General features: G+C 71.3%; 30 protein-coding genes, 1 tRNA gene and 1 riboswitch. Of the genes, 14 read left to right on the top strand and 17 right to left on the bottom strand.

The features are described from left to right. Positions 1 to 69 precede the first annotated feature (69 nt). Both E4O86_RS07365 and E4O86_RS07360 read left to right on the top strand, forming a co-directional pair. Entirely contained in the window at positions 70 to 1920 is a 1851-nt protein-coding gene (locus E4O86_RS07365) for an ABC transporter ATP-binding protein/permease (protein ID WP_161139878.1), read from the top strand. A gap of 13 nt (positions 1921 to 1933) precedes the next feature. Next, positions 1934 to 3214, top strand: coding sequence for a glucoamylase family protein (locus E4O86_RS07360; RefSeq protein ID WP_161139877.1), 1281 nt, complete (start codon positions 1934 to 1936; stop codon positions 3212 to 3214). A gap of 15 nt (positions 3215 to 3229) precedes the next feature. On the opposite strand, the gene E4O86_RS07355 is transcribed toward E4O86_RS07360, so the two are convergent. Together E4O86_RS07355 and E4O86_RS07350 are read right to left on the bottom strand one after the other, a co-directional pair. Then, complete coding sequence (locus E4O86_RS07355) at positions 3230 to 3778, bottom strand: HPF/RaiA family ribosome-associated protein (RefSeq protein ID WP_161139876.1); 549 nt, start codon at positions 3776 to 3778, stop codon at positions 3230 to 3232. Between the two features lie 131 nt (positions 3779 to 3909). Next, positions 3910 to 4605 (bottom strand): CBS domain-containing protein, encoded by a 696-nt coding sequence (locus E4O86_RS07350; RefSeq protein WP_161139875.1) that lies wholly within the window; start codon positions 4603 to 4605, stop codon positions 3910 to 3912. Positions 4606 to 4754: 149 nt separating this feature from the next. Between E4O86_RS07350 and E4O86_RS07345 the strand changes: the two genes are divergently transcribed. Then, positions 4755 to 5009 carry a hypothetical protein gene (locus tag E4O86_RS07345; RefSeq protein WP_161139874.1) on the top strand — a complete coding sequence of 85 codons (255 nt, stop codon included), beginning with the start codon at positions 4755 to 4757 and terminating at the stop codon, positions 5007 to 5009. A gap of 159 nt (positions 5010 to 5168) precedes the next feature. Beyond that, positions 5169 to 6041 carry a glutathione-dependent disulfide-bond oxidoreductase gene (gene yghU, locus E4O86_RS07340; RefSeq protein ID WP_161139873.1) on the top strand — a complete coding sequence of 291 codons (873 nt, stop codon included), beginning with the start codon at positions 5169 to 5171 and terminating at the stop codon, positions 6039 to 6041. A 51-nt stretch (positions 6042 to 6092) separates the two neighbouring features. Here the strand turns inward: yghU and E4O86_RS07335 are convergent, their stop codons facing one another. Beyond that, entirely contained in the window at positions 6093 to 6992 is a 900-nt protein-coding gene (locus E4O86_RS07335) for a lipid kinase (RefSeq protein ID WP_161139872.1), read from the bottom strand. A gap of 47 nt (positions 6993 to 7039) precedes the next feature. Between E4O86_RS07335 and E4O86_RS07330 the strand changes: the two genes are divergently transcribed. After that, complete coding sequence (locus tag E4O86_RS07330; RefSeq protein ID WP_161139871.1) at positions 7040 to 7534, top strand: CDP-archaeol synthase; 495 nt, start codon at positions 7040 to 7042, stop codon at positions 7532 to 7534. Here the strand turns inward: E4O86_RS07330 and E4O86_RS07325 are convergent. The 3 genes from E4O86_RS07325 to E4O86_RS07315 form a co-directional block, all read right to left on the bottom strand. Further along, complete coding sequence (locus tag E4O86_RS07325; RefSeq protein ID WP_246206269.1) at positions 7528 to 8526, bottom strand: metallophosphoesterase; 999 nt, start codon at positions 8524 to 8526, stop codon at positions 7528 to 7530. The two genes, E4O86_RS07330 and E4O86_RS07325, sit on opposite strands and share 7 nt — an antisense overlap. Positions 8527 to 8599: 73 nt before the next feature. Further along, positions 8600 to 8674 (bottom strand) — tRNA-Gly (locus E4O86_RS07320). Positions 8675 to 8752: 78 nt separating this feature from the next. Further along, positions 8753 to 9841, bottom strand: a complete 1089-nt coding sequence (locus E4O86_RS07315) for a 2'-deoxycytidine 5'-triphosphate deaminase (protein WP_161139870.1) — start codon at positions 9839 to 9841, stop codon at positions 8753 to 8755. Positions 9842 to 9912: 71 nt separating this feature from the next. After that, positions 9913 to 9992: riboswitch (SAM riboswitch) on the top strand. Between the two features lie 49 nt (positions 9993 to 10041). On the opposite strand from E4O86_RS07315, the gene E4O86_RS07310 reads away from it, so the two are divergent. Then, a complete protein-coding gene (locus E4O86_RS07310) occupies positions 10042 to 11256 on the top strand; it encodes an O-succinylhomoserine sulfhydrylase (RefSeq protein ID WP_161139869.1) in 1215 nt (404 codons plus the stop codon). Here E4O86_RS07310 and E4O86_RS07305 read toward each other — a convergent pair whose 3' ends face one another. Then, positions 11257 to 11862, bottom strand: a complete 606-nt coding sequence (locus E4O86_RS07305) for a CDP-alcohol phosphatidyltransferase family protein (protein WP_161139868.1) — start codon at positions 11860 to 11862, stop codon at positions 11257 to 11259. It abuts the gene before it with no gap. Positions 11863 to 11966: 104 nt separating this feature from the next. On the opposite strand from E4O86_RS07305, the gene E4O86_RS07300 reads away from it, so the two are divergent. Next, complete coding sequence (locus tag E4O86_RS07300) at positions 11967 to 12824, top strand: transporter substrate-binding domain-containing protein (protein WP_161139867.1); 858 nt, start codon at positions 11967 to 11969, stop codon at positions 12822 to 12824. Between the two features lie 14 nt (positions 12825 to 12838). Here the strand turns inward: E4O86_RS07300 and pyrE are convergent, their stop codons facing one another. From pyrE to E4O86_RS07275, 5 genes are all read right to left on the bottom strand, one after another. Continuing rightward, on the bottom strand, positions 12839 to 13399 hold the full coding sequence (gene pyrE / locus E4O86_RS07295) for an orotate phosphoribosyltransferase (protein WP_161139866.1): 561 nt from the start codon (positions 13397 to 13399) through the stop codon (positions 12839 to 12841). Positions 13400 to 13474: 75 nt separating this feature from the next. Further along, on the bottom strand, positions 13475 to 13864 hold the full coding sequence (locus E4O86_RS07290; protein WP_161139865.1) for a VOC family protein: 390 nt from the start codon (positions 13862 to 13864) through the stop codon (positions 13475 to 13477). 95 nt (positions 13865 to 13959) lie between these two features. Then, a complete protein-coding gene (locus tag E4O86_RS07285; protein ID WP_205520754.1) occupies positions 13960 to 14643 on the bottom strand; it encodes a L,D-transpeptidase in 684 nt (227 codons plus the stop codon). Positions 14644 to 14795: 152 nt separating this feature from the next. Continuing rightward, positions 14796 to 15194 (bottom strand): hypothetical protein, encoded by a 399-nt coding sequence (locus tag E4O86_RS07280; protein WP_161139864.1) that lies wholly within the window; start codon positions 15192 to 15194, stop codon positions 14796 to 14798. A gap of 165 nt (positions 15195 to 15359) precedes the next feature. Beyond that, positions 15360 to 16052, bottom strand: coding sequence for a sulfate transporter family protein (locus E4O86_RS07275; RefSeq protein WP_161139863.1), 693 nt, complete (start codon positions 16050 to 16052; stop codon positions 15360 to 15362). Positions 16053 to 16168: 116 nt separating this feature from the next. Between E4O86_RS07275 and E4O86_RS07270 the strand changes: the two genes are divergently transcribed. Beyond that, on the top strand, positions 16169 to 17170 hold the full coding sequence (locus E4O86_RS07270) for an adenosine kinase (RefSeq protein ID WP_161139862.1): 1002 nt from the start codon (positions 16169 to 16171) through the stop codon (positions 17168 to 17170). Here E4O86_RS07270 and E4O86_RS07265 read toward each other — a convergent pair. The 4 genes from E4O86_RS07265 to hslV form a co-directional block, all read right to left on the bottom strand. Then, on the bottom strand, positions 17133 to 18176 hold the full coding sequence (locus tag E4O86_RS07265; protein ID WP_343039115.1) for a phytanoyl-CoA dioxygenase family protein: 1044 nt from the start codon (positions 18174 to 18176) through the stop codon (positions 17133 to 17135). The genes E4O86_RS07270 and E4O86_RS07265 overlap by 38 nt on opposite strands. 229 nt (positions 18177 to 18405) lie before the next feature. Further along, on the bottom strand, positions 18406 to 19758 hold the full coding sequence (gene hslU, locus E4O86_RS07260) for an ATP-dependent protease ATPase subunit HslU (protein WP_161139900.1): 1353 nt from the start codon (positions 19756 to 19758) through the stop codon (positions 18406 to 18408). 23 nt (positions 19759 to 19781) lie between these two features. After that, entirely contained in the window at positions 19782 to 20285 is a 504-nt protein-coding gene (locus tag E4O86_RS07255) for a GNAT family N-acetyltransferase (protein WP_343039114.1), read from the bottom strand. A 10-nt stretch (positions 20286 to 20295) separates the two neighbouring features. Continuing rightward, a complete protein-coding gene (gene hslV / locus E4O86_RS07250; protein ID WP_161139860.1) occupies positions 20296 to 20859 on the bottom strand; it encodes an ATP-dependent protease subunit HslV in 564 nt (187 codons plus the stop codon). A 173-nt stretch (positions 20860 to 21032) separates the two neighbouring features. On the opposite strand from hslV, the gene E4O86_RS07245 reads away from it, so the two are divergent. From E4O86_RS07245 to E4O86_RS07220, 6 genes are all read left to right on the top strand, one after another. Then, positions 21033 to 21431, top strand: a complete 399-nt coding sequence (locus E4O86_RS07245; RefSeq protein WP_161139859.1) for a VOC family protein — start codon at positions 21033 to 21035, stop codon at positions 21429 to 21431. 119 nt (positions 21432 to 21550) lie between these two features. Next, on the top strand, positions 21551 to 22147 hold the full coding sequence (hisB, locus tag E4O86_RS07240) for an imidazoleglycerol-phosphate dehydratase HisB (RefSeq protein WP_161139858.1): 597 nt from the start codon (positions 21551 to 21553) through the stop codon (positions 22145 to 22147). A gap of 9 nt (positions 22148 to 22156) precedes the next feature. Then, positions 22157 to 22636 (top strand): DUF2628 domain-containing protein, encoded by a 480-nt coding sequence (locus tag E4O86_RS07235; protein WP_161139857.1) that lies wholly within the window; start codon positions 22157 to 22159, stop codon positions 22634 to 22636. Then, on the top strand, positions 22633 to 23280 hold the full coding sequence (gene hisH, locus E4O86_RS07230; protein ID WP_161139856.1) for an imidazole glycerol phosphate synthase subunit HisH: 648 nt from the start codon (positions 22633 to 22635) through the stop codon (positions 23278 to 23280). Before E4O86_RS07235 ends, hisH begins: the two co-directional genes overlap by 4 nt. Further along, the gene (gene hisA / locus E4O86_RS07225) at positions 23277 to 24044 is read left to right on the top strand and encodes a 1-(5-phosphoribosyl)-5-[(5-phosphoribosylamino)methylideneamino]imidazole-4-carboxamide isomerase (RefSeq protein ID WP_161139855.1); all 768 of its coding nucleotides are present in this window, start codon (positions 23277 to 23279) and stop codon (positions 24042 to 24044) included. The genes hisH and hisA overlap by 4 nt, the downstream gene beginning before the upstream one ends. 98 nt (positions 24045 to 24142) lie before the next feature. Continuing rightward, on the top strand, positions 24143 to 26113 hold the full coding sequence (locus tag E4O86_RS07220; protein WP_161139854.1) for a putative bifunctional diguanylate cyclase/phosphodiesterase: 1971 nt from the start codon (positions 24143 to 24145) through the stop codon (positions 26111 to 26113). Between the two features lie 16 nt (positions 26114 to 26129). On the opposite strand, the gene E4O86_RS07215 is transcribed toward E4O86_RS07220, so the two are convergent. Further along, the coding region (locus tag E4O86_RS07215) for a M48 family metallopeptidase (protein WP_161139853.1) at positions 26130 to 26531 on the bottom strand (402 nt) is incomplete at its 5' end.

Raw genomic sequence — 26531 nt, 5'->3', positions numbered from 1 at the left:
TCGCTTCCTCTACAGGAGGGGCCCTCTCCTCCTCTATAAGACGGGAGCCGCGCACCAGAGTACTGGCAGATGACAACCGACCACGACCGCGCCGGAGCGCCCGCCTCCGGGCCGATGCCGGCCGGCTCGCCGCTCGCGCAGATCCGGCGCGGCCTCGCGATCCTGGGGCGGTCGGCGATCCGCACCCGCCTCGCCGTCCTCGCCATCGCGATCGTCGCGGTGGTCGTCGCCAACGCCGCCGCGCAGATCGCGCTCAACGCATGGTACCGGCCGTTCTACAACGCGCTCGAGCAGAAGGACGGCGGCGCGTTCCTCGACCAGCTCGTCGTCTTCGCCGGGATCGCGACCGTGCTGCTCCTCCTGGTGGTCTCGCAGACCTGGCTCCACGAGCGCCTCAAGATCAGGCTCCGCCAGGCGGTCACGGAGGTGCTCCTCGACGAGTGGCTGAAGCCGAAGCGGCCCTATCAGCTCGCGCTCGCCGGCGAGATCGCGGTCAACCCGGACCAGCGGATCCAGGAGGACGTGCGGCATGTCGCCGAGCTCTCGGCCGATCTTGCCGTCGGGCTGCTGCAGGCGACGCTCCTTCTCCTCACCTTCGTCGGCGTGCTCTGGATGCTCTCCGCCGAGATCGCGTTCCCGTTCCGGGGCACGACCGTGACGATACCGGGCTACATGGTCTGGTGCGCCCTTCTCTACGCGGCGCTCGGCTCCGGCCTGAGCTGGCTCGTCGGCCGGCCGCTCGTCCGGCTCAACGCGGAGCGCTATTCCCGCGAGGCCGAGTTCCGCTTCGCGATCGTGCGCGCCAGCGAGAACGCCGAGGGTATCGGCCTCAACGCCGCCGAGGCCGAGGAGCGGCGGCGGCTCGGCGCGGAGCTCGGCTCCGTGCTCGCCATCTCGCGCCGGCTCGCCGGCGCGCTGGTGCGGCTCACCTGGGTCACCTCGGGCTATGGCTGGCTCGCCATCGTGGTGCCGATCCTCGTCGCCGCGCCCGGCTATTTCGGCGGCACGCTCACCTTCGGCGGGCTGATGATGGTCGCGAACGCCTTCTCGCAGGTCCAGCAGGCGCTCCGGTGGTTCATCGACAATCTCGCCCGGATCGCGGACTGGCGCGCGACGGTCTTCAGGGTGCTCGCCTTCGACCATGCCCTCGGCGGGATAGCGGCGCTCGGCGCCGGCGTCGAACGGATCAGGGTCACCGAACAGGCTACGGAGACGATCCGGTTTGACGACCTCGAACTGGCGCTCGCCAGGGACCGCAGCCGGCTCGAGGAGAGGCATGTCGAGATCGCACCCGGCGAACACGTCCTCGTCGTCGGCGAGCCGGGCGCCGGCAAGAGCACCTTCGTCCGCGCCGTCGCCGGCCTGTGGCCGTGGGGCTCCGGCGAGGTCCGGCTGCCATCCCGCGGAGAGATCATGTTCATGCCGGAACGGCCCTACCTGCTGCCCGATTCCCTGCGCACCGTCCTCGCACCGCCGGCGGATCCGGACCGCACCGGCGAGGATGCGATGCGCCGCGCGCTCGAATGCACCGGGCTCGGCCACCTCGCCGGCTCGCTCGATCGGCGGGCGCGCTGGGACCGCGAGCTCACGCTCAGCGAGCAGCAGCGGCTGGCCGTCGCGCGGATGCTCCTCCGAAAGCCCCGCTGGGTGTTTCTCGACGAGGCGACGAGCGCGCTCGACCGCGACCGGCGGCAGCTGGTGCTCTCGCTGTTCCAGACCGAGCTTCCCGGCACGGCGGTCGTCAGCACGAGCCGCTCCGGCGCCGGCGACGCCTTCTTCGGCCGGACGCTGCACCTCGTGCGGGTCCCGCAGCCTTCTCCCGCCATCCCCGAGATCGGGAAGGAGCACCGCCATCCTGCGGCCAAGTCTCCCCCGCCGGCACCCGGGCCGCTCGGCCTGCCGGGCCCGGCGCTGCCGTGAGGGCCCGCGCGCCATGACCGATCGCCCGCATCAGGGAGAAGGACGGCGCGGCGGCGCGCCGGACGATCCCGCCCTCCTCGATCTCGTCCAGAGGCGCACCTTCCGGTTCTTCTGGGATCTCGCCCATCCGGCGAGCGGCATGACGCCCGAGCGCGTGACGGTCGGCGCCCCGCCCGGCGATCTCGTCGCGACGGGGGCGTCCGGCTTCGGAGCGATGGCGGCCGTCATCGGGGCCGAGCGCGGCTGGGTGGAGCGCGGGGAAGCCGCGCGCCGGCTGCTCCGGAAGCTCCGCTTCCTGGAGGCGGCGGAGAGCCATCACGGCATCTTCCCGCACTGGATGGACGGGCGCACCGGCGCCACGATCGCCTTCTCGCCGGATGACGACGGCGGCGACCTCGTCGAGACGGCCTTCCTGTTCGAGGGCCTGCTGTGCGCCCGGCAATATTTCGGCGGCGCCGGCGAGGTGGAGTCCGCGCTCCGGGCGGCGGTCGACCGGCTGTGGGCGCGGGCGGAGTGGGACTGGCACACGCGCGGCGGCGAGGACGTCCTCTACTGGCACTGGAGCCCCAGCCGGGGCTTCGCGATGAACCTCCCGATCCGCGGCTGGAACGAGTGTCTCGTCGCCTATGTGCTCGCGGCGTCCTCGCCCACCCATCCGATCCGGCCGGAGGCCTATCACCGCGGCTGGGCGGGCGGCGCAAGCTTCCGCAACGGCCAACGCTATTACGGGATCGAGCTGCCGCTCGGCCCCGCCTTCGGCGGTCCGCTCTGCTTCGCCCACTACTCGTTCCTGGGGCTCGACCCGCGCGGACTCCGGGACCGCTACGCCGATTATGCCGAGCAGAACCGCCGCCACGCGCTCATCAACTTCGAGCATTGCGTGCGCAATCCGGGCGGGTTCGCGGGCTACGGGGCCGATTGCTGGGGGCTGACGTCCGACGATACGTCCGGCGGCTATGGCGAGCTCTCGCCGACCCGCGACCTCGGCTTCATCGCGCCCAATGCGGCGCTCGGCAGCTTCCCCTATCTGCCGGACCAGGCGATGGCCGCCTTGAGAACCTTCACCGAGCGGCTCGGCGACAGGATCTTCACCGCATTCGGCTTCACGTCGAGCTTCAGCGAGGCCGCCGGGTGGTTCTCGCGCGACCTGATCGGCATCGATCAGGGCCAGATCCTCGGAATGATCGAGAACTACCGGTCGGGGCTCCTGTGGCGGCTCTTCATGAGCTGCCCGGAGATCCGGCACGGATTGCGCCGGCTCGATTTCGAGATGCCGGAGCCGGCGGGCGCCTGAGGGCGCGCCGCGCCGTCAGAGCGGCCGCACCGCCGTGGCATAGGGCCCGCGCTCGCCGTCCCGCTCGTCGAACCGGACCGGCGTCCCGGGCTTCAGCTCGTCCCACGCATCCGCGCTCATGCCGCCCCGGTCGAAATAGAACTCGCGGCCGTCAGGGGTCGCGATGAAACCGTAGCCGTCCGCTGCGACGATGCGCGCGATGGCGCCGTGGCCGATCGTCGGATGGACCTTGGTCCGGTTCGGGTCGCGGCGCCGGACCAGGTCCTCGAGCCGGCGCTCCGCCGCATCGAAGGCGTCGCGGATCGCCACGAGCAGGTCCTCGTGCGCGTGGTCCATCTCGTGCGCGTTGCTCGCCGTCACCTCGCCGGCCGGCGCGCGAATGTCGATCGAGACCTGGTAGATCGCGCCCTGCCGGCCGTGATGGTGCGGCGCCTCCACCGTGACGCGGCAGGAGACGATGCGGCCGTGGGTCGCCTCGAGATGCCCGATGTGCGCGATGATCTTCTCCTCGGCGTTCGCGGACGGCGCCATCCCGTGAAAGGTGATGACCGGTTCGACTTGCATGGGCGCTCCTCTCCGGATTGGGGCGTCGACGCCCGCGCATGGCTGCATGCAAGACGCTTCCGATCCGCCCGGCCTTGATGCACGTCAAGCGGAACGCGCCGGCGCGGCGCAACCGCGCCCGTCCCCGCCGCCTAATCCCAGTAGGGCACCGCGGAGACGGCGATTTCCGTACGGTCAATGACACGCGTCACGCCGGGCACCGATTCGGCGGCGATGCGGAGCGCCCGCCGCTCCTCTTCGGAGGAGACGACGCCGCTCAAGGTCACAACGCCCTCGGAGACGCGCACGCCGTCCCGCGCCAGCGTCGCCCAGGGCTGGCCGGCAAGCTTCTCCAGGATCGCGGCACGGATGGACCCGTCTCGCTCCGCCGCCCGTTGCGCCTCGCGGCCGGCGAGGAAGGCGGGCAGCAGGTTGGAGCGGGTCACGATGCCGCGGAGCTCGCCGCCCTCCCGGACGAGCACGCGCCTGACGCCGGCCGCCTCCATGGCGGCAACGATGTCGGCCGCGTCCGCCTCCGGGGCGACGCTTTCGACGCCTTCGTGCATGACGTCCCGGGCCTTGAGGCCGTGCTGCTTCACGAACTCCTTCGCGAGCGCGACCTCGCGCGCGGCGAAGAGGTCCAGCCACCAGCGCCGGCGGGTCTGCGCCCCGAGCTCCGGCCGGTGCATGAGATCGGCCTCGCTGACCATGCCGACGGCGCCCTTTTCCGGATCGACCACCGGGACGGCGCTGATCCCCTTGGCGAGCAGGAGCTTCGCAATGTCTTCGACCGAGGCGTCCGGATCGACCGAGACGACCGGGGACGTCATGATGTCGCGCGCCAGCACTGGCTTGCCCTCCGCATTCCGCAATGCGCGGACATGATAGGCGCGGGGCTGGGAAAGGGATTGACCTGGGTCAAGGCCGGATCGGGCCCGGGGCTGTGAAGGTGCTTCCGGCCGACCGGGCCGCGCCGACTTCCGCAAGGAGGACAGAGATGCCCAGCACCCAGCGCTACCGCGTCGTCTTCTTCAAGACGGTCGGGAACGGCTACGGCCGCGACCTGGAGATCTGCCAGCGCGCCGTGGACGTCGCGGCCGATTCCGAGGGCAGCGCGGTCGCGAAGGCGATCGCGTGCTTCTGCCGGGCGGAAAAGGTCCGCGCCTGGACGGACCATGCCGACCGCTACGCCGTGCGCGAGGCGCCGCGCCGCGCCACGGCAGACGATGGCCGCCCGGCAGCCGAGGCGTAGGCGCCGCGTCCGCCCGGACCGGCTCTGCAGGGCCGGCTCGTCGCCCCACCGGCATAAATTTCGTGCAGTGCACAATCTGGGCGTCCGAGGATCGGGACGGCGGCGGGAGCGCGCCCTATGATGGACCGTGACACACCGCGTAAGCTCAGGAGACGTGGAATGAGCGGTCCGTCCGAGTACACCCCGCCGACTACCTGGACCTGGAAGCCGAACGGCGGCAGGTTCGCCAGCATCAACCGGCCGGTGGCCGGCCCCACCCACGAGAAGGAGCTGCCGGTCGGGCGCCATCCCCTCCAGCTCTATTCGCTCGCCACGCCCAACGGCCAGAAGGTCACCATCCTGCTCGAGGAGCTGCTGGCGCTCGGCGTGAGCGGCGCCGAATACGATGCCTGGCTCATCAGGATCGGCGAGGGCGAGCAGTTCGGCAGCGGCTTCGTCGCGGTCAATCCGAACTCCAAGATTCCCGCGCTGATGGACCGGTCCGGTCCGGAGCCCATTCGCGTCTTCGAGTCGGGCGCGATCCTGCTCTACCTCGCCGAGAAGTTCGGGGCCTTCCTGCCGACTGAGCCCGCCGCGCATGCCGAATGCCTGTCCTGGCTGTTCTGGCAGATGGGGAGCGCGCCCTATCTCGGCGGGGGTTTCGGCCATTTCTACGCCTACGCCCCGACCAAGATGGAATATGCCATCGACCGCTACGCGATGGAGACGAAGCGGCAGCTCGACGTGCTGGACCGGCGGCTCGCCGAGAGCGAATTTCTTGCCGGCGACGCCTACACGATCGCCGACATGGCGGTCTTCCCCTGGTATGGCGGCCTCGTGAAGGGCTGGCTCTACGGCGCGGCGGAATTCCTCGCGGTCGAGGAATACCGGCACGTCCTGCGCTGGGCCGACGCCCTGCTCGAGCGGCCCGCGGTGCGGCGCGGCCGGATGGTCAACCGCCTCAGCGGCGACCCTTCGGAGCAGCTCCGCGAGCGCCACGATGCCGGCGACTTCGAGACGAGGACGCAGGACAAGCTCGCCGCGAGCGCGTGAGCCCCTGCCGCGCATGGCATGCCGGGGCGCGCCGCGCCGACTCAGCGCGACTCAGCGCGGCGCGAAGACCTCGATCGCATGCGGCAGGATGCGGAACGCGGCGGGCGTCGTCGTGACGAGCTCGCCGTCGGCATTGACGTCGTGCGGCCTCCTGGTGGTCAGCTCCAGCGCGGTCGTCCCGAAGGCGCGCACATGTTTCCAGCGGCCCTGCGTGCCCCTGCGCAGCGCCGGCGCCAGCGCGAGGAGGTGCCACCAGTGCGGCACTTCGAGGCTGTAGACGTCGAGCCTGCCGTCGTCGGGGCGGGCATTCGCCTCGACCGTCATCCCGCCGCCGTAGAAGCGCCCGTTGCCGACCGAGAGCTGGATGGTCCGGACCTTCTCGATCCGGCCGTCATGCGCGATGTGCAAGGTGAAGGGACGGCTCTGCGACAGGATCCGAAGCGCCGCCGCGCCGTAGCCGAGGACGCCCCAGCGGCGCTTGGCCTCCGCCGTCAGCCCGCGCGCGAGATCGGCGCTGAAGCCGACGCTCGCCACGTTGAAGAAGGGGTGGCCGTTGACCTCCCCGAGGTCCAGCCGGCGCGTGTGGCCGGCGGCGATCACCTCCGCCGCCCGCACCGGATCGGGCGGGATCGCGAGCGTGCGCGCGAGGTCGTTGGCGGTGCCGAGCGGCAGGATGCCGAGCGGCAGGTCCCGCTCGATGACGGCGCGGGCGACCGAGTTCAGGCTGCCGTCGCCGCCGCCGACGATCACCAGGTCGATGTCCGCCGCCTCCCGGACCCGGTCCGCCATGCCCGCGGCGCCGATCTCGGGCTCGACGAGCTCGATGGCGTTCCGGCCGAACACGGCCCGGGCCCCGTCGATGGAATGCGTGCCCCGGCGCGCCCGGCGGTTCAGGAGCAGGAGCGCGCGCCTCCGATGGGAATCCTGCCGTCGCTCGCACCCGGGTCGCATGTTCGGGCATATGGGGATGCCGGGGCCGGGCAGCGAGCGGCCGGGCGATGACGGAAGAGTTCCTGCCGCTCGTCCGGGCCCTCGTCCTCGTGGCGGTCGCCAACAGCGTTCCGATGTTCGTCGGGCGCCTCTTCCGCGATCGCCTCGCGGCGCCGCTCGATTTCGGCCTCGCCTTCTTCGACGGGCGGCCGCTCCTCGGCGCGTCGAAGACGATCCGCGGCCTCGCCGTCGCGCTTCTTTCGACGGCACTCGCGGCCTCGCTTCTCGGCCTCGGATGGACGGTCGGCGCCGGCATCGGCGCCGCCGCGATGGCCGGGGACGTCGCGGCGAGCTTCACGAAGCGCCGGCTGGGGCTCAGGCCGCATGCGCAGGCCTTCGGGCTCGACCAGGTTCCCGAGGCGCTGCTGCCGCTCCTCCTCTATCGCGGCGCGCTCGGGCTCGAGCCGTCCGGGATCCTCGCCGTGACCGCGGCCTTCACGGTCCTCGAGGTGGTGCTTTCGCGCATCCTCTACCGGCTGCGGCTGCGCGACACGCCCTATTGAGCCGGCGCACGCCGGAGGCGGTGGAGCGTCACCTCGGGCGGACAGTTGAGGCGGGCGTCGACGAGCGAGGTGCCGGCGCCGGTCGCCGTATAGCCGGCGAGGCGCCCGAACCGCCAGGCGCCCTGCGCCATCCGCCGCGGGCTGCGCGCCTCGGTGCGGACGGGTATGCCGCCCGGCAGGCAGATCTGCCCGCCATGCGTATGGCCGCTCAGCATCAGGTCGAAGCCCGCCTCCGCCGCCGCGCGATAGGTCTCGGGCGTATGGGAGAGCAGGATCGAGACGGCGTCCGCCGGGACGCCTGCGGTGGCGCGGGCGAAGTCCTCGAGCCGGTAGTCGTGGGCGTCCTCGATCCCGGCGAGGAAGATCGCGGCGCCGGCGCGCTCGATCGGGACCGCTTCGTTGAGGAGGAGCTTGTAGCCCGCCGCCTCCATCGCCGGCACCAGGCGGATCGTGTCGTGATTGCCGAGGACGGCGTAGACCGTGCCGGCGAGATGGGCGCGAAGCCGCGCCAGCTCGTCCGCCGCATCCTGCCAGGGGCCGAAGGTGCGCCGGCGATAGTCCCCGGTCAGCACGCAGAGATCGTAGGCAAGCGGCGCCACGCGGCCGGCGATCGCCGCCGTCAGTCCCGGGCTCATGCCGGGGCCGTAATGGAGGTCCGAGATCTGCAGGATCGCGTAGCCCTCGAACGCCGCGGGGAGATGCGGGATCGCCACCTCGTTCTCCCGCAGCACGACCGCGCTCGCGTTCCGCCGCGCGCGGGCGCGGAGGCCGGAGAGCCGGAGCGCGGTCTCCACGAGGCCCCGCAGCGAGAAAAGACCCTCGCCATGGAGGAGGCGCGCCCGCCGCCCGCGATGGCGCCGCTCATGCGCCTCCTCGATGCGGAGCCGCTCGCGGAAATGACGCGCGCCGATCCGCCGCTCGAGCGCGGCAAGCGCGGCCGCCTCGTCCGGCCCGGCATCCCGCGGCCCCGTCATGGCAAAGGCTTTCGGCATCGCAGTCCCGCGTTCCGGCGGCTCCGCCGCGATTGAGGGCCCGGCCCGGCGAAGTCGGCGCTGCGCAGGAAGGTGGAGCGGGCGATCGGGATCGAACCGACGACATTCAGCTTGGGAAGCTGACGTTCTACCACTGAACTACGCCCGCGACGGCACGATGATTAGCCGATCGGCGGGCGCATTGAAAGTGCCTCGCGGCGATGCCGGCCGGCTCGGGCGGGCCGGGTCAGGCGCCCTCCGGCACGCGGAAGTGCTTGGAGAGCTTCAGGCCCTGGGCCTGGTAGTGCGACCCGAGCTCCGCGCCGTAGAGGCGTCGCGGCGCGGCGCCGAGGCGCTCGTAGACGAGCCGCGCGATGGTCTGGCCGTGCTCCAGGATGAACGGCACCTCGTGGCTGCGCACCTCAAGCACGGCGCGGCTGCCGCCGCCGCCGGCGGAATCGTGCCCGAAGCCGGGGTCGAAGAAGCCGGCATAATGCACCCGGAACTCGCCCATCAGCGGATCGAACGGCACCATCTCGGCGGCGTAGCCCGGCGGCACGTGCACCGCTTCCGCCGAGACGAGGATGTAGAACTGGTCGGGATCGAGCACGAGCTCGGCGCGGCCGCGCCGCCTCAGCGGCTCCCAGAACTCCTCGACGTCGTAGCCGCCGGTGCGGTCGACGTCGACGACGCCGGTATGGCGCTTCGCCCGGAAGCCGACGAGCCCGCCCGGGCCGCCCTCGAGGTCGATCGAGACAGCGAGGCCGTTCGCGAAGTGCGGCCGGCCGGAGGCGAGCCTCGCCTCGGCGTGGAGCAGGCGCAGCGCCTCGTCATCGAGCGCGGTGGCGCCGCGGCGGAAGCGGATCTGCGACAGCCGCGATCCCGTCCGCACCAGGACCGGAAAGGTGCGCGGGCTGATCTCGAGATAGAGCGGGCCGGCATAGCCCGCCGGCACCTGGTCGAAGGCGCGGGCGCGGTCGACGATGAGCCGGGTGAACACGTCGAGCCGGCCCGTCGAGCTCTTCGGATTGGCGCTCGCCGAGACGTCGGGGGCGAGCGCCAGCGCCTCGAGCACCGGCACGATATAGACGCAGCCGGTCTCCAGGACCGCCCCGTCCGCGAGATCGAAGCGGTGGAGCGCGAGCCGGTCGAGCTTGTCGGCGACGGAATGCTCCGGCCCGGGCAGGAAGCTCGCGCGGACGCGGTAGGCGACCGCGCCGAGGCGGAGGTCGAGGCTCGCCGGCTGCACCTGCCCGGCCACCGGCGGCGCGGCGAAGCGGAGCGCGCCCGACGCCGCCAAGTCCTCGATCTCCCTGTCCGGCAGAATTCCCGTCACGCCACGCCCCGCACGTCCTCGCCGTTCGTTACCGGACGGCGCGGTTGACGCCAAGGCCGGCACGGTCTATGCGCCGGTTTCGTGGTGATTTGTGCCGGCCGGCTTGCGACCACGTTAAACCATGACGCTAAAAGGCCGGAGGTGAGAACCCCGGTCCCGGCGCATGCCCGCGGCCGGGTTTTTGCGTTTGGAGAGAGACCATGTCCGCTGAGAAGAGAGAGCTTCGCCCCGCCACCAGGCTGGTCCATGGCGGCACGATGCGCTCGCAGTTCGGCGAAACCTCCGAGGCGATGTTCCTGACCCAGGGCTTCGTCTACGACACCGGCGAGGCGGCGGAGGCCCGCTTCAACGGCGACGACCCGGGCTTCGTCTATTCGCGCTACGCCAATCCGACCGTCGCGATGTTCGAGGAGCGCATGTGCCTGCTCGAGGGCGCGGAAGCCGCACGCGCCGTGGCGAGCGGCATGGCGGCCGTCAACGCGGCCCTCACCTGCGACCTCAAGGCCGGCGACCACGTGGTCGCCTCGCGGGCGCTCTTCGGCTCCTGCCAGTACATCATCGCCGAACTCCTGCCGCGCTTCGGCGTCGCCTCGACGCTCGTCGACGGCACCGACCTCGATGCGTGGCGGAACGCGGTGCGGCCGGAGACCCGCACCTTCTTCCTGGAGAGCCCGGCCAACCCGACGCTCGAGCTGATCGACATCCAGGCGGTCGCGGCGATCGCGCGGGAGGCCGGCGCCCGCCTCGTCGTCGACAACGTGTTCGCGACCCCGCTCTTCCAGCAGCCGCTCGCGCTCGGCGCCCACACCGTCGTCTATTCCGCCACCAAGCACATAGACGGGCAGGGCCGCTGCCTCGGCGGCGTCGTGCTGTCCGACGCCGAATGGGTCGAGGGCAAGCTCGCGCCCTACCTGAAGCATACCGGGCCCTCGCTCAGCCCCTTCAACGCCTGGGTCCTCCTGAAGTCGCTCGAAACGCTGCCGGTGAGGGTCGAGCGGCAGGCCGCGTCGGCCGCGCGCATCGCCGACGCCGTCGCCGGCCATCCCGCGATCGCGCGCCTGTTCTATCCGGGCCGGGACGACCATCCGCAGGCCGGGATCGCCCGGCGGCAGATGACGGCCGGCGGCACCATGGTGGCGTTCGAGGTTAAGGGCGGCAAGGCCGGCGCCTTCGCGGTGTCGCGCGCGCTCGAGGTGGTCCGCATCTCCAACAATCTCGGCGACGCCAAGAGCCTGGTGACCCACCCGGCGACCACCACGCATCAGCGGCTCAGCGACGAGGAGCGTGCGGCGCTCGGCATCGGCGACGGCCTGCTGCGGCTCTCGGTGGGTCTCGAGGACCCGGAGGATCTGGTCGAGGACCTCCTGCGCGCGCTCGACACCGCGGTGCCGTCCGAGCTGCGCCGGGCCTCCTGATCAGCCGAAGGCGCGGAGCGCGGCGAGGACCCGCGCGCCCGCGGTGACGAGCGTCATGGCGGCGAAGACATAGGCGACGGCCGGAAAGGCGGCGGGCGCGAGGCAGGCGAGGAGGAAGGCGGCGAGCGTCTCCGTCGCCTCGGCGAGCCCGGCGGTGAAGTAGAGCGACTTCTCGCCCCTGATCGCGGTGGCGAGCCGCCGCTTCTCGGCCATCACGGCATAGGCCAGGAAGCTCGCGCCGTTCACGTAGAAGCTGAACAGCAGCACCGCCCCGGCGACCGCGTTCCGCGCCGGATCGGCGAGCACGAATCCGAGCGGCACCAGGCCGTAGAAGGCGAAATCGAGCACGATGTCGAGGAAGCCGCCGCGATCCGTCCTGCGGCTGTGGCGCGCGACGGCGCCGTCGAGCCCGTCGCAGAGCCGGCTCGCCAGCACCAGGAGCGCGGCCGTGTGGAAATAGGCCGCCCAGATGGCCGCGAAGGCGGCGAGCCCCAGGGCGAAGCCGGTCCAGGTGACCGCATCCGCGCCGATCCCGCGCGCCGCGAGGCGCCGCCCCGCCTGCTCGACGGCCGGCCCGATCAGCTTCCGCGCGATGCCGTCGAGCATCCTGCCGCCGACCGCTTCCGGCCGGCCCCGGTTCCGTCTAGTAGAAGTGCCCGAGGGGGGCGATCGACCAGCGTGAAAGGCGCCGACACAGCGCGATGCGAAGCTTGCGACACGCCCTCCTGATCCTGGCGATGCTCCTGCCGCTGGCGGCCCTGCCGGCATCGGCCGGCGCCGCGCCGGACGCCGACGCCGCGACGCCGGCCGCCCAGGACCCGGTGGTCATTCCGAACTTCTGGGATCCGCGCGCCCGCCTGGAGCGCCCGACGCCCGCCACCATCGGCGCGATCCGCTTCCTGATGACGGACGACTTTCCGCCCTTCTCCTATCGCGACCGGCGCGGCGTGCTGATGGGCTTCAACGTCGATCTCGTGCGCGCCATCTGCGACGTGCTCGAGGTGCGCTGCGCGGTCCAGACGCGGCCGTTCGGGACGCTCGGGCAGGCGCTCCTCGACCGCGCCGGCGACGCCGTCATCGCCGGCCTCGCGAATGACGGGTCGAAGCTGCTTGCCACCAATCCCTACCTGAAGATCCCCGGCCGCTTCGTCGCCCGGAAAGAGGGCACGTTCGACCCGGCGGCGAAGGGGCTCGACGCCTTCATCGGCACCGTCTGCGGCACCGCCCATCAGGCCTATCTCCAGCGCTTCTTCCCGAGCGCGAAGGCGGTCTGCTATCTGTCGCTCCGGACCGCGCTCGACCAAGTGAAGGAAGGCACGATCCCCGCCGTCTTCGCCGACGCGGTGAGCCTCGCCTTCTGGCTCGACGGGCCGGAGGCCGCCGGCTGCTGCCGCTTCGCGGGCGGCCCCTATCTCGACGACCGCTATTTCGGCGACGGGCTGACGATCCTCGTCCGCCCGGACGACCGCAGGCTGCGGGCCGCGCTCGACTACGCGCTCCGCGAGGTGCACCAGTCGGGGCGCTACGAAGAGATCTATCTCCGCTATTTCCCCGTCGGGCTCTTCTGAGGCGGCAGCCGGGCTCACGTCTCGCTGCCGAACTCCGTCTTCCGGTAGAGCCAGTGGAGGGCGAGGCCGGCCTGGACGAAGGCCTCCGTCGCGCCCTCCTCGCGCTCGACGATCGTGATCACGTCGGAAACGACGGCGCCGTCCTGCCGGAGCTTCGCGACCGCCTTCAGGGCCGAGCCTCCGGTCGTCGTGACGTCCTCGACGACGAGGACCCGCTTGCCCGCCAGGCTCTCGCCGTCGGCAAGTCCCTCGACCAGGCTCCTGGTCCCGTGGTCCTTCACCTCCTTGCGGACGAACACCGCCCCGATCGGACGGCCGGCCACGGCGCTCATCGCGGCGGTCGCGGAGACGATCGGGACGGCGCCCATCTCCAGGCCGCCGACATAGTCGGCCCCGAGCTCCGCCGCGCGCGCGGCGACCGCCGCGCCGATCAGCCGCGCACCGAGCGGATGCAGCATGGTCGGCTTCAGGTTGAAGTAGATCGTGCTCGTCCGCCCCGAAACGAGCGTGAACGTGCCGCCCTTCCGGAACGAGCGGCTCCGGATCAGCTCGAAAAGCTCTGCGCGTTCGTCCATGCCGCCTCCAGGGAAAATCGGAGCGGAGATGGCCGGATCGGGCGGGCAAGGTCAAGAAGGCGGAAGCGGGCGCGCTCAGTTCCCGAGTTCCGGCACCGGCGTCATCCAGCCGATGGCGGCGCCGTCCGGCTGGCCGACGATGGCGATCCGCCCGACGCCCGGAATGTCGAAGGGCGCCTTGTGGATGGTCGCGCCGAGCCGCTCGGCCGCGGCCACCCGGGCATCGACGTCGTCGACGGCCACATAGGCGAACCAGCAGGCCGGCACCCCTTCCCAGACCGGGGCGGAGATGTCGAGGATGCCGCCGATCGGCTTCGGCCCGTCACCCATGATCACCCAATAGGTGCCGTCGGGCATCGGCATGCCGTCGTAGCGCCAGCCGAGCGCCGCGGCATAGAACGCCTTCACGCCCTCGACGTCGCGCGTCATCAGCTCGTTCCAGCAGAAGCGGCCGTGTCCGTCCATTCCGCGCCTCCATCTCGGCGATGGTTCGACGGCCCGGCCCCTCCGTAAAGGCCGGGACCGTCACTTCGGCGTGAACGCCCGCCCGCAGCCCGGCCCTACATGCCGACGGAGGATTTCAGCTGGGCGACGAAGCCGCCGAAACCGCCGTGGGACGGCCGGACGACCACCCGCGTCCCGATCGGCACCCGGTCATAGAGGTCGATCACGTCGGCATTGAGGAGGCGGATGCAGCCGGAGGAGACGGCGCGGCCGATCGAATCCGGTTCGGCGGTCCCGTGGATCCGGTAGAGCGTGTCGCGACCGCCCTGGTAGAGATAGAGGGCCCGCGCGCCGAGCGGGTTGGCGGGGCCGCCGGGCATGCCGTCTGCATATTCGCGCGCCATCGGATCCCGCTGCTGCATCTCGACCGGCGGCGTCCAGGTCGGCCACTTCGCCTTCCGCGCGATCCGCGCCGTCCCCGACCAGCCGAAGCCCTCGCGGCCGACGCCGACGCCGTAGCGCAGCGCCTCGCCGTCCTTCATCACGAGATAGAGGAAGCGCGCATCGGGATCGACGACGATGGTGCCGGGCGGCTCGCCGGTCGGGTCCGCGACGAACTGGCGGCGATATTGCGGCGGGATGCGGCTGAGATCGACGGGCGCCACGCGGAACGGCTCGTCGGTGTCCGGCACGAGAAGCCCGCTTCCCGGGGTGGCGTTGCGGAACAGGAGGCCGGTCTGGGTGCAGCCGGCAAGCAGCGCGGCCGCGCCGGCCGCGAGAAAGAGGCGTCTGTCGAACAAGATGACACTCCGAACGGCGATCGAATTCGCCTCGGCGTGAAATCCGACAGAAGTACGGCCCGTTCCAGGCGGAACGGGCAAGCGTGGCCGAAGCGCCGCGATTGCGGCCCCGATGCAACAGTCCGCGGGTCCGGCCGGGACCGGACTGCCCGTCAGTTCTCCCGGGTCGGGGCCGGTGCGCGCGCCAGTTCGCGGGCGGTGCCGATGATGGTGTCGATGAAGCCCTCATATTCGTCCCGCAGCGGGTCGAAGATGTCGCGCTCCTCGGTGACGGCGCCGCGCATCCCGCCGGAGAGCCGGAAGAAGCCGTAGGCACGGCCCATATAGGGGCAGACGAATCCGTGCGCCTTCATCTCCTCGAAATCTGCCGGCGCGTGGCTCGCCCGCGCGATCCGGAATGCGCCCGAGGCGTCCGGCACGGTCTCGATCCGGATGCCGTGCCGGGTCTCGGCCTTCGCCATCGAGTTCGCGCCCGCATCGGCCTCGAACGCCGCATAGGGGTAGAGGCGCTCGATCGAGCCGCGGTCGTTCACGTCGGCGTTGGGGGTCATGGCATTCTCGCTCCAGTCTGCCTCGCAAGCACAACGCAGCCATCGGCCGCGCCGTTCTCGGGCCTCGGAAATTCCGTCGAATTCAGCCGCGGACGTAGATCACGCCCGAAGCGGCAGCCTTGACGGAGGTCAAGCGGAGCGGGCCGGCCGCGCGGCCGGCGGGCGTCAGGCCGGCGCGAGCACGCCGCCGGCGCCGCTCTCGCGCGCGGAGATCCGCTTCTGGACATGCACCATGAAGGCGGTCGCGAAGAGCGGCGTGAAGAGGTTCAGGAGCGGGACCGACAGGAAGGCGGCGATCGCCAGGCCGGAGAGGAAGACGCGCCCGCTGTTGCGCAGCCTCAGCGCGCGCGTCGTCTCGTGCGAGTGGAAGCGGAGGGCGGCGAGCTCGAAATATTCGCGGCCGAGCAGGTAGCCGTTCGCCACGAAGAAGACGATGACGCCGAAGCCGAGCAGGAACACGAGCGGCAGCGCGACGAGGTTCACGAGGACTACGACGCCGGTGAACTGCAGCGTGGTGAGAACCGACCGGCCGAGCGGCATGGCGCGGCCGGGCGGATCGGCCGGATAATGGGTGCGTTCGACCACCTCCGCCACGTCGTCGAGGAAGAGGCCGGCGAAGAGCGAGGTGACCGGCGCGATGAAGAAGGCGAGCCCGACCACGATCCCGACGCCGGAGACGATCGAGAACGCCGTCTCGAGCCAGGGGAAGGGCAGCACGACGAGATAGAGCACGACGTGCTGCAGCGCGATCCAGAGCACGGCGAGAAGCGCCACGGTCAAGGCGAGCGCCTTCCACATCACCGAGCGAAACGGGGCCGAGAAGATCTGCTCGAAGGCCAGCATGGCCGCACCGATCATGGCGCTCCTCCGCGAGAGGCCGGAGATAGGATCGCCCCGGCGGCCGCTCAAGCCGGCGTGTTGCGTTCGGCGCTGCGAGGCCTTAGCGGGGAGGCGACAGAGAGGCGGGATACCCGATGAGCCAGACGAAATTCGACGTCCTCACGATCGGCAATGCCATCGTGGACGTGCTCGCGCATGCGGAGGAGGACTTTCTCGTCCGCGAGGGCCTGGTGAAGGGCTCGATGCGGCTCATCGACACCGAGGAGGCGGAGCGGCTCTACGGCCACATGGGACCGGCCCACATGATCTCCGGCGGCTGCGCCGGCAACACGGCGGCGGGCGTCGCCTCGTTCGGCGGCCGCGCCGCCTTCATCGGCAAGGTGGCCGACGACGATCTCGGCCGCTTCTACCGCCACGACATGAACGCGCTCGGAATCCACTTCCCGACCGCGGACCTCGTCGGCGGCGCCCCGACCGCCCGCTCGATGATCCTGATCACGCCGGACAGCGAGCGCACGATGAACACCCATCTCGGCGCCTGCCAGGAACTGACGCCGGCGGATATCGACCGCGCGACCGTCGAGGCGGCGGAGATCACCTATCTCGAGGGCTATCTCTGGGATCCCCCGAAGGCGAAGGAGGCGTTCCGCGAAGCCTCGAGGATCGCGCATGCGGCGGGCCGCAGGGTGGCGATCACGCTCTCCGATTCCTTCTGCGTGTCGCGCTACCGCGAGGAATTCCTTCAGCTCATGCGCGGCGGCGCGGTCGACATCGTCTTCGCCAACAACCACGAGGCGCTGGCGCTCTACGAGACGAGCGACTTCGAGACCGCGGTCGGCCTGCTCCGGAAGGACGTGCCGCTCGCCGTCGTGACGCTCGGCGCCGCCGGATCGATGGTGCTCGCGGGCGAGGAGGAGGTGCGCGTGCCGGCCGCCCCGGTCGAGCGGATAGCGGACCTGACCGGCGCGGGCGACCTCTTCGCGTCGGGCTTCCTCTACGGGCTCGCGCGCAACATGGCCTATGCGGAATGCGGGATGCTCGGCTCGCTCGCCGCCGCCGAGATCATCTCCCATGTCGGGGCGCGGCCCGAGACCTCGCTCAGCCGGGTTGCAGCCCAGGGGGGTCTGCCGGCCTGAGCCGGCCGACATCGTGCCAGGGCTGGCCGCCGAGGCCGGCCTTCTCCATCAGGTCCCGCGCCCGCCACATCCAGGGGATCCGCCGCTCCGCGACGCCCGGAATGGAGCCCGCGTCGAGCCCCGTCCAGGGCAGGAACGGGTTGCGGCGGCCATAGGTCCAGATCTCGACCCTGACGGTCGGGCGGGCGCTCAGGCCGCGGGCGTGGAAGCCGACCGTGTCGGCGGCAACCAGGGTGTTCGCGGGAACCGCGAAAGCCTTGGGCGCGCCGTAGCCCATCCGCGCGATCTCCTCGCGCCCCGCGCGGAACGAGCCGCGCGCGAGCAGCCGGTTGGCGCTCTCCGAGGCCATCACGCTCGTCTCGCGCTCCCAGGCGAGGCGGCCGGGGGTCAGCCTGTGCGAGCCGGCCACGTAGACGAACGGCCCCTCGTCCTCCGCCACGTCGGTCAGGAACAGCCAGGCCTTCACGGTGGGATGGAAGGTGTCGGCGTGGAGGTCGGTCTGCGGGTCCGGGGCGGTCTCCCGCACATGCGAGAGGATGGTCTGGACGTAGGTGAGCGGCTCCTGGTCGAACGACCCGACATAGCGGTTGATGCCGCGCCATTCGGGATTGGCGAGAAAGCGCTTCAGCTCCGGGACCGCCGCGAGCGCCTGCGGGTCGACGGCGATCCGGCGCGTGATCGTGTCGCCCTGGATCATCTCCCGCGCCGGGGCCTCGTAGGCGAAGACCGCGTCGCGCAGCTGCCGGAAGGCGTCGTCCGGCAGGAAATTCCGCCGCATCACGAAGCCGTCACGGTCGAAGGCGGCGCGGTCCTCGGCCGAGACGAGCCCGGCGAGCCTGGCGCGGCGGCGCCATGCGAGATCGTGGGCGAGCCGCATGCGCCGTTCGTGGAGCCCGCGCCGGTTGAGCGCCGGCGATCCGATCAGCGGATTGTCGCGGAACGACTTCGCGCCGGTGGCGAGCTGGGCGACCCAGACTGGCGCCATGAGGTAGCGGACGGGATTCACGAGCGTTCGCCTCCGGTTGCTGCGTCCCGAACTTGCCCGCTCGATGTTTCAGGAGGATTGCGTTCGGCACAGCTCCGAACCGTCGGCCCGGCCCTGCCGTTCCGCCGGGTTTCAAGTTTCGTCCCGCGACAGGCGCGCAGGTCCCGCGGTGCGCACGCACAGGGCGGACGAGGGCGGCGCCCGCCGCAGGGGACGGACGCCGCCCGGTCTCGCCAAAGCTGGAGCCGCGCTAGAGGATGAAGCGCGACAGGTCGGCGTTCCGCGCCAGATCGCCGACATGCTCCTCGACATAGGCGGCGTCGATCCGGACCGTTTCGCCGCCGCGGTCGGGCGCCGTGAAGGAGATGTCGTCGAGGATCCGCTCCATCACCGTCTGCAGGCGCCGCGCCCCGATATTCTCCACGGTCGCGTTGATCTCGACCGCGAAGCGCGCGATCGCATCGACCGAATCGTCCGTGAAGTCGAGCTCGACGCCTTCCGTCGCCATCAGCGCCTTGTACTGCTTGATGAGGCTCGCCTCGGTCTCCGTCAGGATGCGGCGGAAGTCCCCTTCGGTGAGCGGGCGGAGCTCGACGCGGATCGGCAGCCGGCCCTGCAGCTCGGGGAGGAGGTCCGACGGCTTGGCGACGTGGAACGCGCCGGAGGCGATGAAGAGCACGTGGTCGGTCTTCACCGGCCCGTACTTCGTCGCCACCGTCGTGCCCTCGACGAGCGGGAGCAGGTCGCGCTGGACGCCCTCGCGGCTGACGTCGCCGCCGATCCGGCCGTCGCGGGCGCAGATCTTGTCGATCTCGTCGAGGAACACGATGCCGTCGTTCTCCACGGCGCGGATCGCCTCCTGCACGATCTGGTCGTCGTCGAGAAGCTTGTCGGATTCCTCGGTGAGCAGGACGTCGTAGGAATCCTTCACGGTGACCTTGCGGGTCTTGGTGCGGTTCTGCCCGAACGCCTTGCCGAGCACGTCGCCGATATTCATCACGCCGATCGAGGCTCCGGGCATGCCCGGCACGTCGAAGGCGCCCATCGGATTGGACGTGTCGCGGATCTGGATCTCGATCTCCTTGTCGTCGAGCTCGCCGGCGCGGAGCCGCTTGCGGAAGCTCTCCCGCGTCGTCGGGCTGGCATGCTCGCCGACCAGCGCGTCGAGCACGCGCTCCTCGGCCTGCAGGTGGGCCTTCGCCTGGACGTCCCTGCGCCGCTGCTCGCGCACGAGCGCGATCCCGGCCTCGACGAGGTCGCGCACGATCTGCTCCACGTCGCGGCCGACATAGCCGACCTCGGTGAACTTCGTCGCCTCGACCTTGATGAAGGGCGCGTTGGCGAGCTTGGCGAGCCGGCGCGAGATCTCGGTCTTCCCGACGCCGGTCGGGCCGATCATCAGGATGTTCTTGGGGAGCACTTCCTCCCGCATCGCGCCTTCGAGCTGCTGGCGCCGCCAGCGGTTCCGGAGCGCGATCGCGACCGCGCGCTTCGCGTCCTTCTGGCCGATGATGTAGCGGTCGAGCTCGGAGACGGTCTCGCGCGGCGAGAAGGTGGCCCTCCGGTCCTCGCGCCGGGTCTCCTTGTCCGCAGGGGCAGCCATGGTCTGGGTCATGTCTTTCTCTTTCAAGCGTCCCGGGCCATCAGGAGCGCGGGACCGTAGATGGTCGTTCTCTCGTCGAAGGCGGCGAAGCCGGCCTTCGCATAGGCGCGGATCGCCCGCGCGTTGCGCGGGTCCGGATCGACCAGGACGCGGGGGGCGCCGGCCTCCAGCAGCTCGCCGGCATATTGGGCGAGCATCGCGGATCCGTGCCCCTTCCCGACAAGGTCCGGGCGGCCGATCGAGAGATCGAGCCCGAGCGTCCCTTTCGGCTGATCGCGATAGGGGTGATCCTCCTCGCGATGGATGTCGTAGTGCTGCATATAGGCGATCGGCTCGCTTGCGCACTCGACGATCATCGCCCGCGTGGACGCGCTTCGCGCGGCCGCGCGGATCCCGGCAAGGCTCTTGGCGGGATCGCCCCACCATTCCGCCACGTGCGGCTCGGCCAGCCAGCGCGCCAGGAGCGCGAAGTCCGCCTCCCCGACATCGCGGAAGCGATAGGTGCGGTCGCGCGGGGCGCCGGACACCGTGGCTCCGCTATGCCGCGGCAGCACCGTCGATCGCCTCGACGATGACGCTCGCATTCGTATAGACGCAGATCTCGCCGGCGATCTGCATGGCGCGGCGGGCGATCGTCTCGGCGTCCTGGTCGGTGTCGGCGAGCGCGCGCGCCGCGGCGAGCGCATAATTGCCGCCCGACCCGATCGCGGCGATGCCGTTCTCGGGCTCCAGCACGTCGCCGGTCCCGGTCAGGACCAGCGTCGTCGCCTTGTCGGCGACGATCATCAACGCCTCGAGCCGGCGGAGATAGCGGTCGGTGCGCCAGTCCTTGGCGAGCTCGACGGCTGCGCGCATGAGCTGGCCGGGATATTGCTCGAGCTTCGCCTCGAGCCGCTCGAGCAGCGTGAATGCGTCGGCGGTCGCGCCCGCGAAGCCCGCGATCACGTCGCCCTTGAGGCGGCGGACCTTGCGGGCATTGTGCTTGATGACGGTCTGGCCGAGGGTCACCTGGCCGTCGCCCGCCACCACGACCTTGCCGCCCTTGCGGACGGTGACGATCGTCGTCCCGTGCCAGGCGGCGTAGGGAGATTGTTCGGACAAGGAAAGCTCCTTCAGCGGACGGCCGCCGGTCCGTTCCGGCCCCGGTGGCGTCCCTTTCGATATGCGAGTCCTATTTAGGAAGCGCGGAGGGGGGTGCAAAGCGGCCGAACCCGCACCCGGACATCCGCGCGGCCGCCCGTGCTACCCTCCGGAGGAAGAGAGGAGGAACGCGCATGTCCTACTGCCCCGTGATGCCGGCGATCCGCTACCGCGACGCGCCCGCCATGATCGACTTCCTCTGCCGCGCCTTCGGCTTCGAGCGGAAGGCCGTCTATGACGGCCCGGACGGCACCGTCGCCCATGCCGAGCTCACGCTCGGAGACGCGATGATCATGCTCGGTTCGGCGACGCAGACGCCCTATGGCCGCCTCGTCGAACCGGCGGAGCCCGGCCGCCCCGTCACGATGGGGCTCTATGTCGTGGTCGGGAATGTCGACGCCCATCACGACCGGGCGATCGCCGAGGGCGCGACGCTCGAGATCCCGCTGACCGACCAGAGCTACGGCGGCCGCGACTATACCTGCCGCGACCCCGAGGGGCAGGTCTGGACATTCGGGACATACGCGCCCTAGCCGGCGCGTACCGGCGGCGCGCGCCTGGTCCGCGCCCGCGGCCGATCGCCGGGCGCATCGCCCTTGTCCCCCACTCCGCCCGCCGCTAGAACCGCGGCGTTCCCGAAGGACGCGCGCGAATGGCCAGGACGGCTGAGATCTCCCGCACCACGAACGAGACGCGGATCGTCGTCTCCGTCGACCTCGACGGCACCGGCCGCTTCGACGTTTCGACCGGAATCGGCTTCTTCGATCACATGCTGGAGCAGCTTTCGCGCCATTCGCTGATCGACATGAAGGTGAAGGCCGAGGGGGATCTCCACATCGACCAGCACCACACGGTCGAGGATGTCGGCATCGCGCTCGGCCAGGCGCTGTCGCGCGCGCTCGGGGACCGCAGGGGCATCGCGCGCTACGCCTCGCTCGATCTCGCGATGGACGAGACGCTGACGCGCGCGGCCGTGGACGTGTCCGGCCGTCCCTATCTCGTCTGGCGCGTGCGCTTCGAGCGTCAGAAGATCGGCACGTTCGACACCGAGCTCGTGCGCGAGTTCTTCCAGGCGCTCGCCCAGAACGGCGGGCTCACGCTCCACGTCGCGAACCATTACGGCGAGAACGCGCACCACATCGCCGAGACCTGCTTCAAGGCGGTCGCGCGCGTGCTGCGGAGCGCGCTCGCGGTCGACCCGCGCGCGGCCGGCGAGGTTCCCTCGACCAAGGGCACGCTCGGAGGCTAGGGGGACCACATGGCGACCTACTACACCGTGCACGCGCCGCCCGACGGCGAGATCGAACGTGCCCGCTTCGTGAAGGAGGGCTTCTCCTGGCCCGCCTTCTTCTTTCCCGTCATCTGGCTCCTCTGGCACGGCCTCTGGGTCGCCTTCGTGCTCTATCTCGTCTACGCGGCGGCGCTCTTCGCATTGGCCCGGACCTCGCCCGAGGCGCCGGTCGGGGCGATCGCGCTCATCGGCGCGATCCTCTTCGCGCTCGAGGCGAACAACATCCGGCGCGCAGCGCTCGCACGCCGCGGCTGGCGCGAGCTCGGCGAGGCCTGGGGCCGCGGGCTCGACGAGGCCGAGCACCGCTTCTTCCGGCGCGGCGCCGCCGGCGAATCGGCATCCGCGGCGCCGAGGCCGGAGAGGTCGCGGCGGCCCTGGCCGGCCTTCCGGCCGGAGCGGCGCGAGGAGGACGAGGTTGTCGGGCTGTTCCCGAGGGCCGAGGCATGAAGGTCGCGATCATCGATTACGGCTCCGGCAACCTCCATTCGGCCGCCAAGGCGTTCGAGCGCGCGGCCGGCGCGATCGGCGGCATCGGCGTCGTGGTCACGGCCGATGCCGAGACCGTCCGGAAGGCCGACCGGATCGTGCTGCCGGGCGTCGGCGCCTTCGCCGATTGCCGGCGCGGGCTCGACGCCGTGCCGGGCATGATCGAGGCGCTCGAGGAGGCGGTGGTGGCGAAAGGCCGCCCCTTCCTCGGCATCTGCGTCGGCTGCCAGCTGATGGCGGGCCGGGGGCTCGAGAAGGAGGTCGTCCCCGGGCTCGGATGGATCCCCGGCGACGTCGTCCAGATCACGCCGTCCGATCCGGATCTCAAGATCCCGCATATGGGCTGGAACAATCTCCTGCCGAACCGCGCCCATCCGATCCTTGCCGGGATCCCGACCGGGCCGGACGGGCTCGACGCCTATTTCGTGCACTCCTACCACCTCGCCGCGGCCGAGCCGGACGACGTCGTGGCGACCGCCGATTACGGCGGGCCGGTGACCGCCGTGGTCGGCCGCGGCAACATGGCGGGCACGCAGTTCCACCCCGAGAAGAGCCAGCATCTCGGGCTCGCGCTCATCGGCAACTTCCTGCGCTGGACGCCGTGATCCTCTTTCCCGCGATCGACCTCAAGGGCGGCGTCTGCGTCCGCCTGCGGAAGGGCGCCATGGCGGACGCGACCGTCTACAACGCGGATCCCGCGGCGCAGGCCGAGGCCTTCCGCGCGATCGGCTTCCCCTGGCTCCACGTCGTCGATCTCGACGGCGCCTTCGCCGGCGAGAGCCGGAACGGCGCTGCCGTCGACGCGATCCTCGCCCGGCTCGGCGGCGAAATGAAGGTTCAGCTCGGCGGCGGCATCCGTACCGAGCCGCAGATCGCGGCCTGGCTCGACAAGGGCGTCGCGCGCGTCATCCTCGGGACGGTCGCGGTGCGCGACCCGGATCTCGTGAGGCGGGCGGCGCGGCGCTTTCCGGGCCGGATCGCCGTCGGCATCGATGCGCGCGGCGGCCGCGTCGCCGTCGAGGGCTGGGCGGAGACGTCGGAGCTCACCGCCGCCGACCTCGCGGCCCGCTTCGAGGATGCCGGCGTCGCCGCGATCGTCTACACCGACATCGACCGCGACGGCGTCCTCGCCGGCATCAACTGGGCGGCGACGATCGCGCTCGCAAAGAGCGTGTCGATCCCGGTGATCGCCTCGGGCGGCCTCGCCTCCATGGAGGACATCCGCCGCATGACCGAGCCGGACGCCCGGCGGCTCGAAGGCGCGATCTCCGGCCGCGCGCTCTATGACGGCCGGATCGATCCGGGCGAGGCGCTCGCGATCCTCCGCGCCGCCGCGCCAGCGCCCGAAGGCGCCCGCCCCGCCGGCTGATCGCGGCGCCGGCCGGCGGATCACCCGGTGAGCCGGCTACGAACGGTTCCTTCACCAATTCGGAATAATATCGGGTTGGCATTCTGCGGGGCTTCCCGATGCGTTCCCTCGGACGCGACCTTTATCTCGGCGTCGGCCTGATCGGCTGCCTGATGGCGGCGGTCTGGGGCGCGATCGAGGTCACGTCGAGGACCGTCGAGAACCTTCTGGTCGAGGACGCCCGCGCCGAGGGACGGTCCTGGGCGCAATATCTCGCCGGCAACATCCCCGACCTTCCCGAGATCGCGGCGGGCGCGGCGCCGAGCGCGGCGACGATGGAGTTCTTCGCCCGCGCGCAGAATGTCGGCGACGTGTTTCTCTACAAGATCTTCGATTCCGAGGGCCGGCTCCGGCTCGCCTCCGACCGGCTCGAGGAGGCCGGCAACCCGGCGCAGGAGATCGCGAAGCACAATCCGACCGCCGCGGCGGCGGTGCTGCGCGGCGAGCCGGTCATCGAGGCGAAGGCCGGCGAGCCGCCGCTCCGGCCGCGCTTCTACGCCGAGGCCTACGTCCCGGTCGTCCGCGCCGGCGCCGTGGCCGCGATCGTCGAGGTCTATGTCGACCAGGCCGCGAAGCGGGCGGGCTTCCGCGCCGATCTCGCCTCCGCCGCCTTCGCGCTCGCCTCGATCGTGGCGGCCGCCTTCGCGATCCCCGCGCTCGGGCTCTACTTCCGGACCCGGCAGAAGCACGAGGCGGACGAGCGGGCGGACTTCCTCGCCCATTACGATCCGCTCACCGGGCTGCTCAACCGCACCAGCTTCATGGCCGGGCTGGAGGAGGCGCTCGCCTCCGCGCAGCCCTTCGCCATCCATCTCCTCGACGTCAACCGGTTCAAGGAAGCGAACGACGCGCTCGGCCATGCGGGCGGCGACGAACTCCTCAACGCCATCGCCGACCGCCTGCACGGGCTCGCCGGCCCGGGCGACATGGTCGCGCGGCTCGACGGCGACGAATTCGCGCTGGCGACCTTCGCGGCGGACGAGGCGAAGGTCGAAACGCTCGGGCAGAAGCTCGCAGCGAGCCTTTCGGAGCCGTATTTCCTGTCCGACCAGCGCATCGACATCACGGTCTGCGCCGGAACCGCGATCGCGCCCAAGGACGGCAGCGACGCCCCGGCGCTGATGAAGAGCGCGGACATCGCGCTCCGCCACGCCAAGGCCGAGGGCGCGCGCTCCCACCATCTGTTCCGGGCCGAGATGGATTCGGAGCTGAAGGCGCGCCGCGACCTCGAGGCGCTGCTCCGGCGCGCGCTGTTCCAGGACGGCTTCGAGCTGCAGTTCCAGCCCTTCCACCGCGTCGACGACGGCCTCGCCGGCTTCGAGGCGCTGCTCCGGCTTCCGCTGAAGGACGGCGGCTATGTCCGTCCCGACGTCTTCGTCCCCGTCGCCGAGCAGATGGGCCTCATCGACGCGATCGGCAGCTGGGTGCTCCGGCGCGGCTGCGAGGTCGCCGCGCGCTGGCCGCAGCATCTGGTGGTGGCGGTCAATCTCTCGCCGATCCAGTTCGAGGACGGCCGGCTCTGCGAGCGCGTGCGCGAGGCGCTCGCCCTCAGCGGGCTGCCGCCGCACCGCCTCGAGCTCGAGATCACCGAGGGCCTCCTCCTCGGCGACAGCGACCACGTGCTCGCGCAGCTCGCCGAGGTGAAGGCGCTCGGCGTCCGCATTGCCATGGACGATTTCGGCACCGGCTATTCGAGCCTCAGCTATCTCTGGAAGTTCCCGTTCGACAAGCTGAAGATCGACCAGTCCTTCGTGCGCGCGCTCGGCGTCGACGACCATGTCAGCTCGATCGTCGAGGCGATCGTGGCGCTCGGCCGTTCGCTGCACCTGACCGTGACCGCCGAGGGCGTCGAGACGGAGGCGCAGCGGGACCGGCTGCGGGCGCTCGGCTGCCACCTGCTGCAGGGCTACCTGTTCGGAAGGCCCACGCCCACGCAGGAGCTTCCGGCCCTCATCCTGCGCGATTTCCAGGCCGGCCTGGAGCGCGCCCCCGGCCCCTCCGAGGCGAGGCAGGCGGCGCAGACCGGCTGACCCGCGCGCGCCCCGCTCAGCTCCCTCCGACGGCGTGGAGGCCCGCGCCGTTCCGTTTCAGCCAGCGGCGCGCGGCGTCGAAATCCGGGTCGAGCTCCGCCACCAGCCGCCAGAAGCCGGGGCCGTGGTTCATCTCGCGCAGATGCGCCACCTCGTGGGCGGCGAGATAATCGAGCACCGATGGCGGCGCGAGCACGAGGCGCCAGGAGAATGTCAGCACGCCCTTCGCCGTGCAGGAGCCCCAGCGCGTGCGGGCGTCGCCGATCCGGAGCGCCGTGTGGCGGCAGCCGGCGGCGGCGCAATGGCGGGCGACCGCGTCCTCGAGGTCGCTCCGCGCCTCGCGCCTCAGCCAGTCGCCGACCCGCCGCGGCAGATGCGCGCGCTCGCCGGGCACGTGCAGTTCCGTCCCGCCCGGCCC

It is taken from the genome of Propylenella binzhouense, assembly GCF_009866965.1.
Lineage (GTDB): Bacteria > Pseudomonadota > Alphaproteobacteria > Rhizobiales > Afifellaceae > Propylenella > Propylenella binzhouense.
This window is presented reverse-complemented; position numbering and strand designations above follow the sequence as displayed.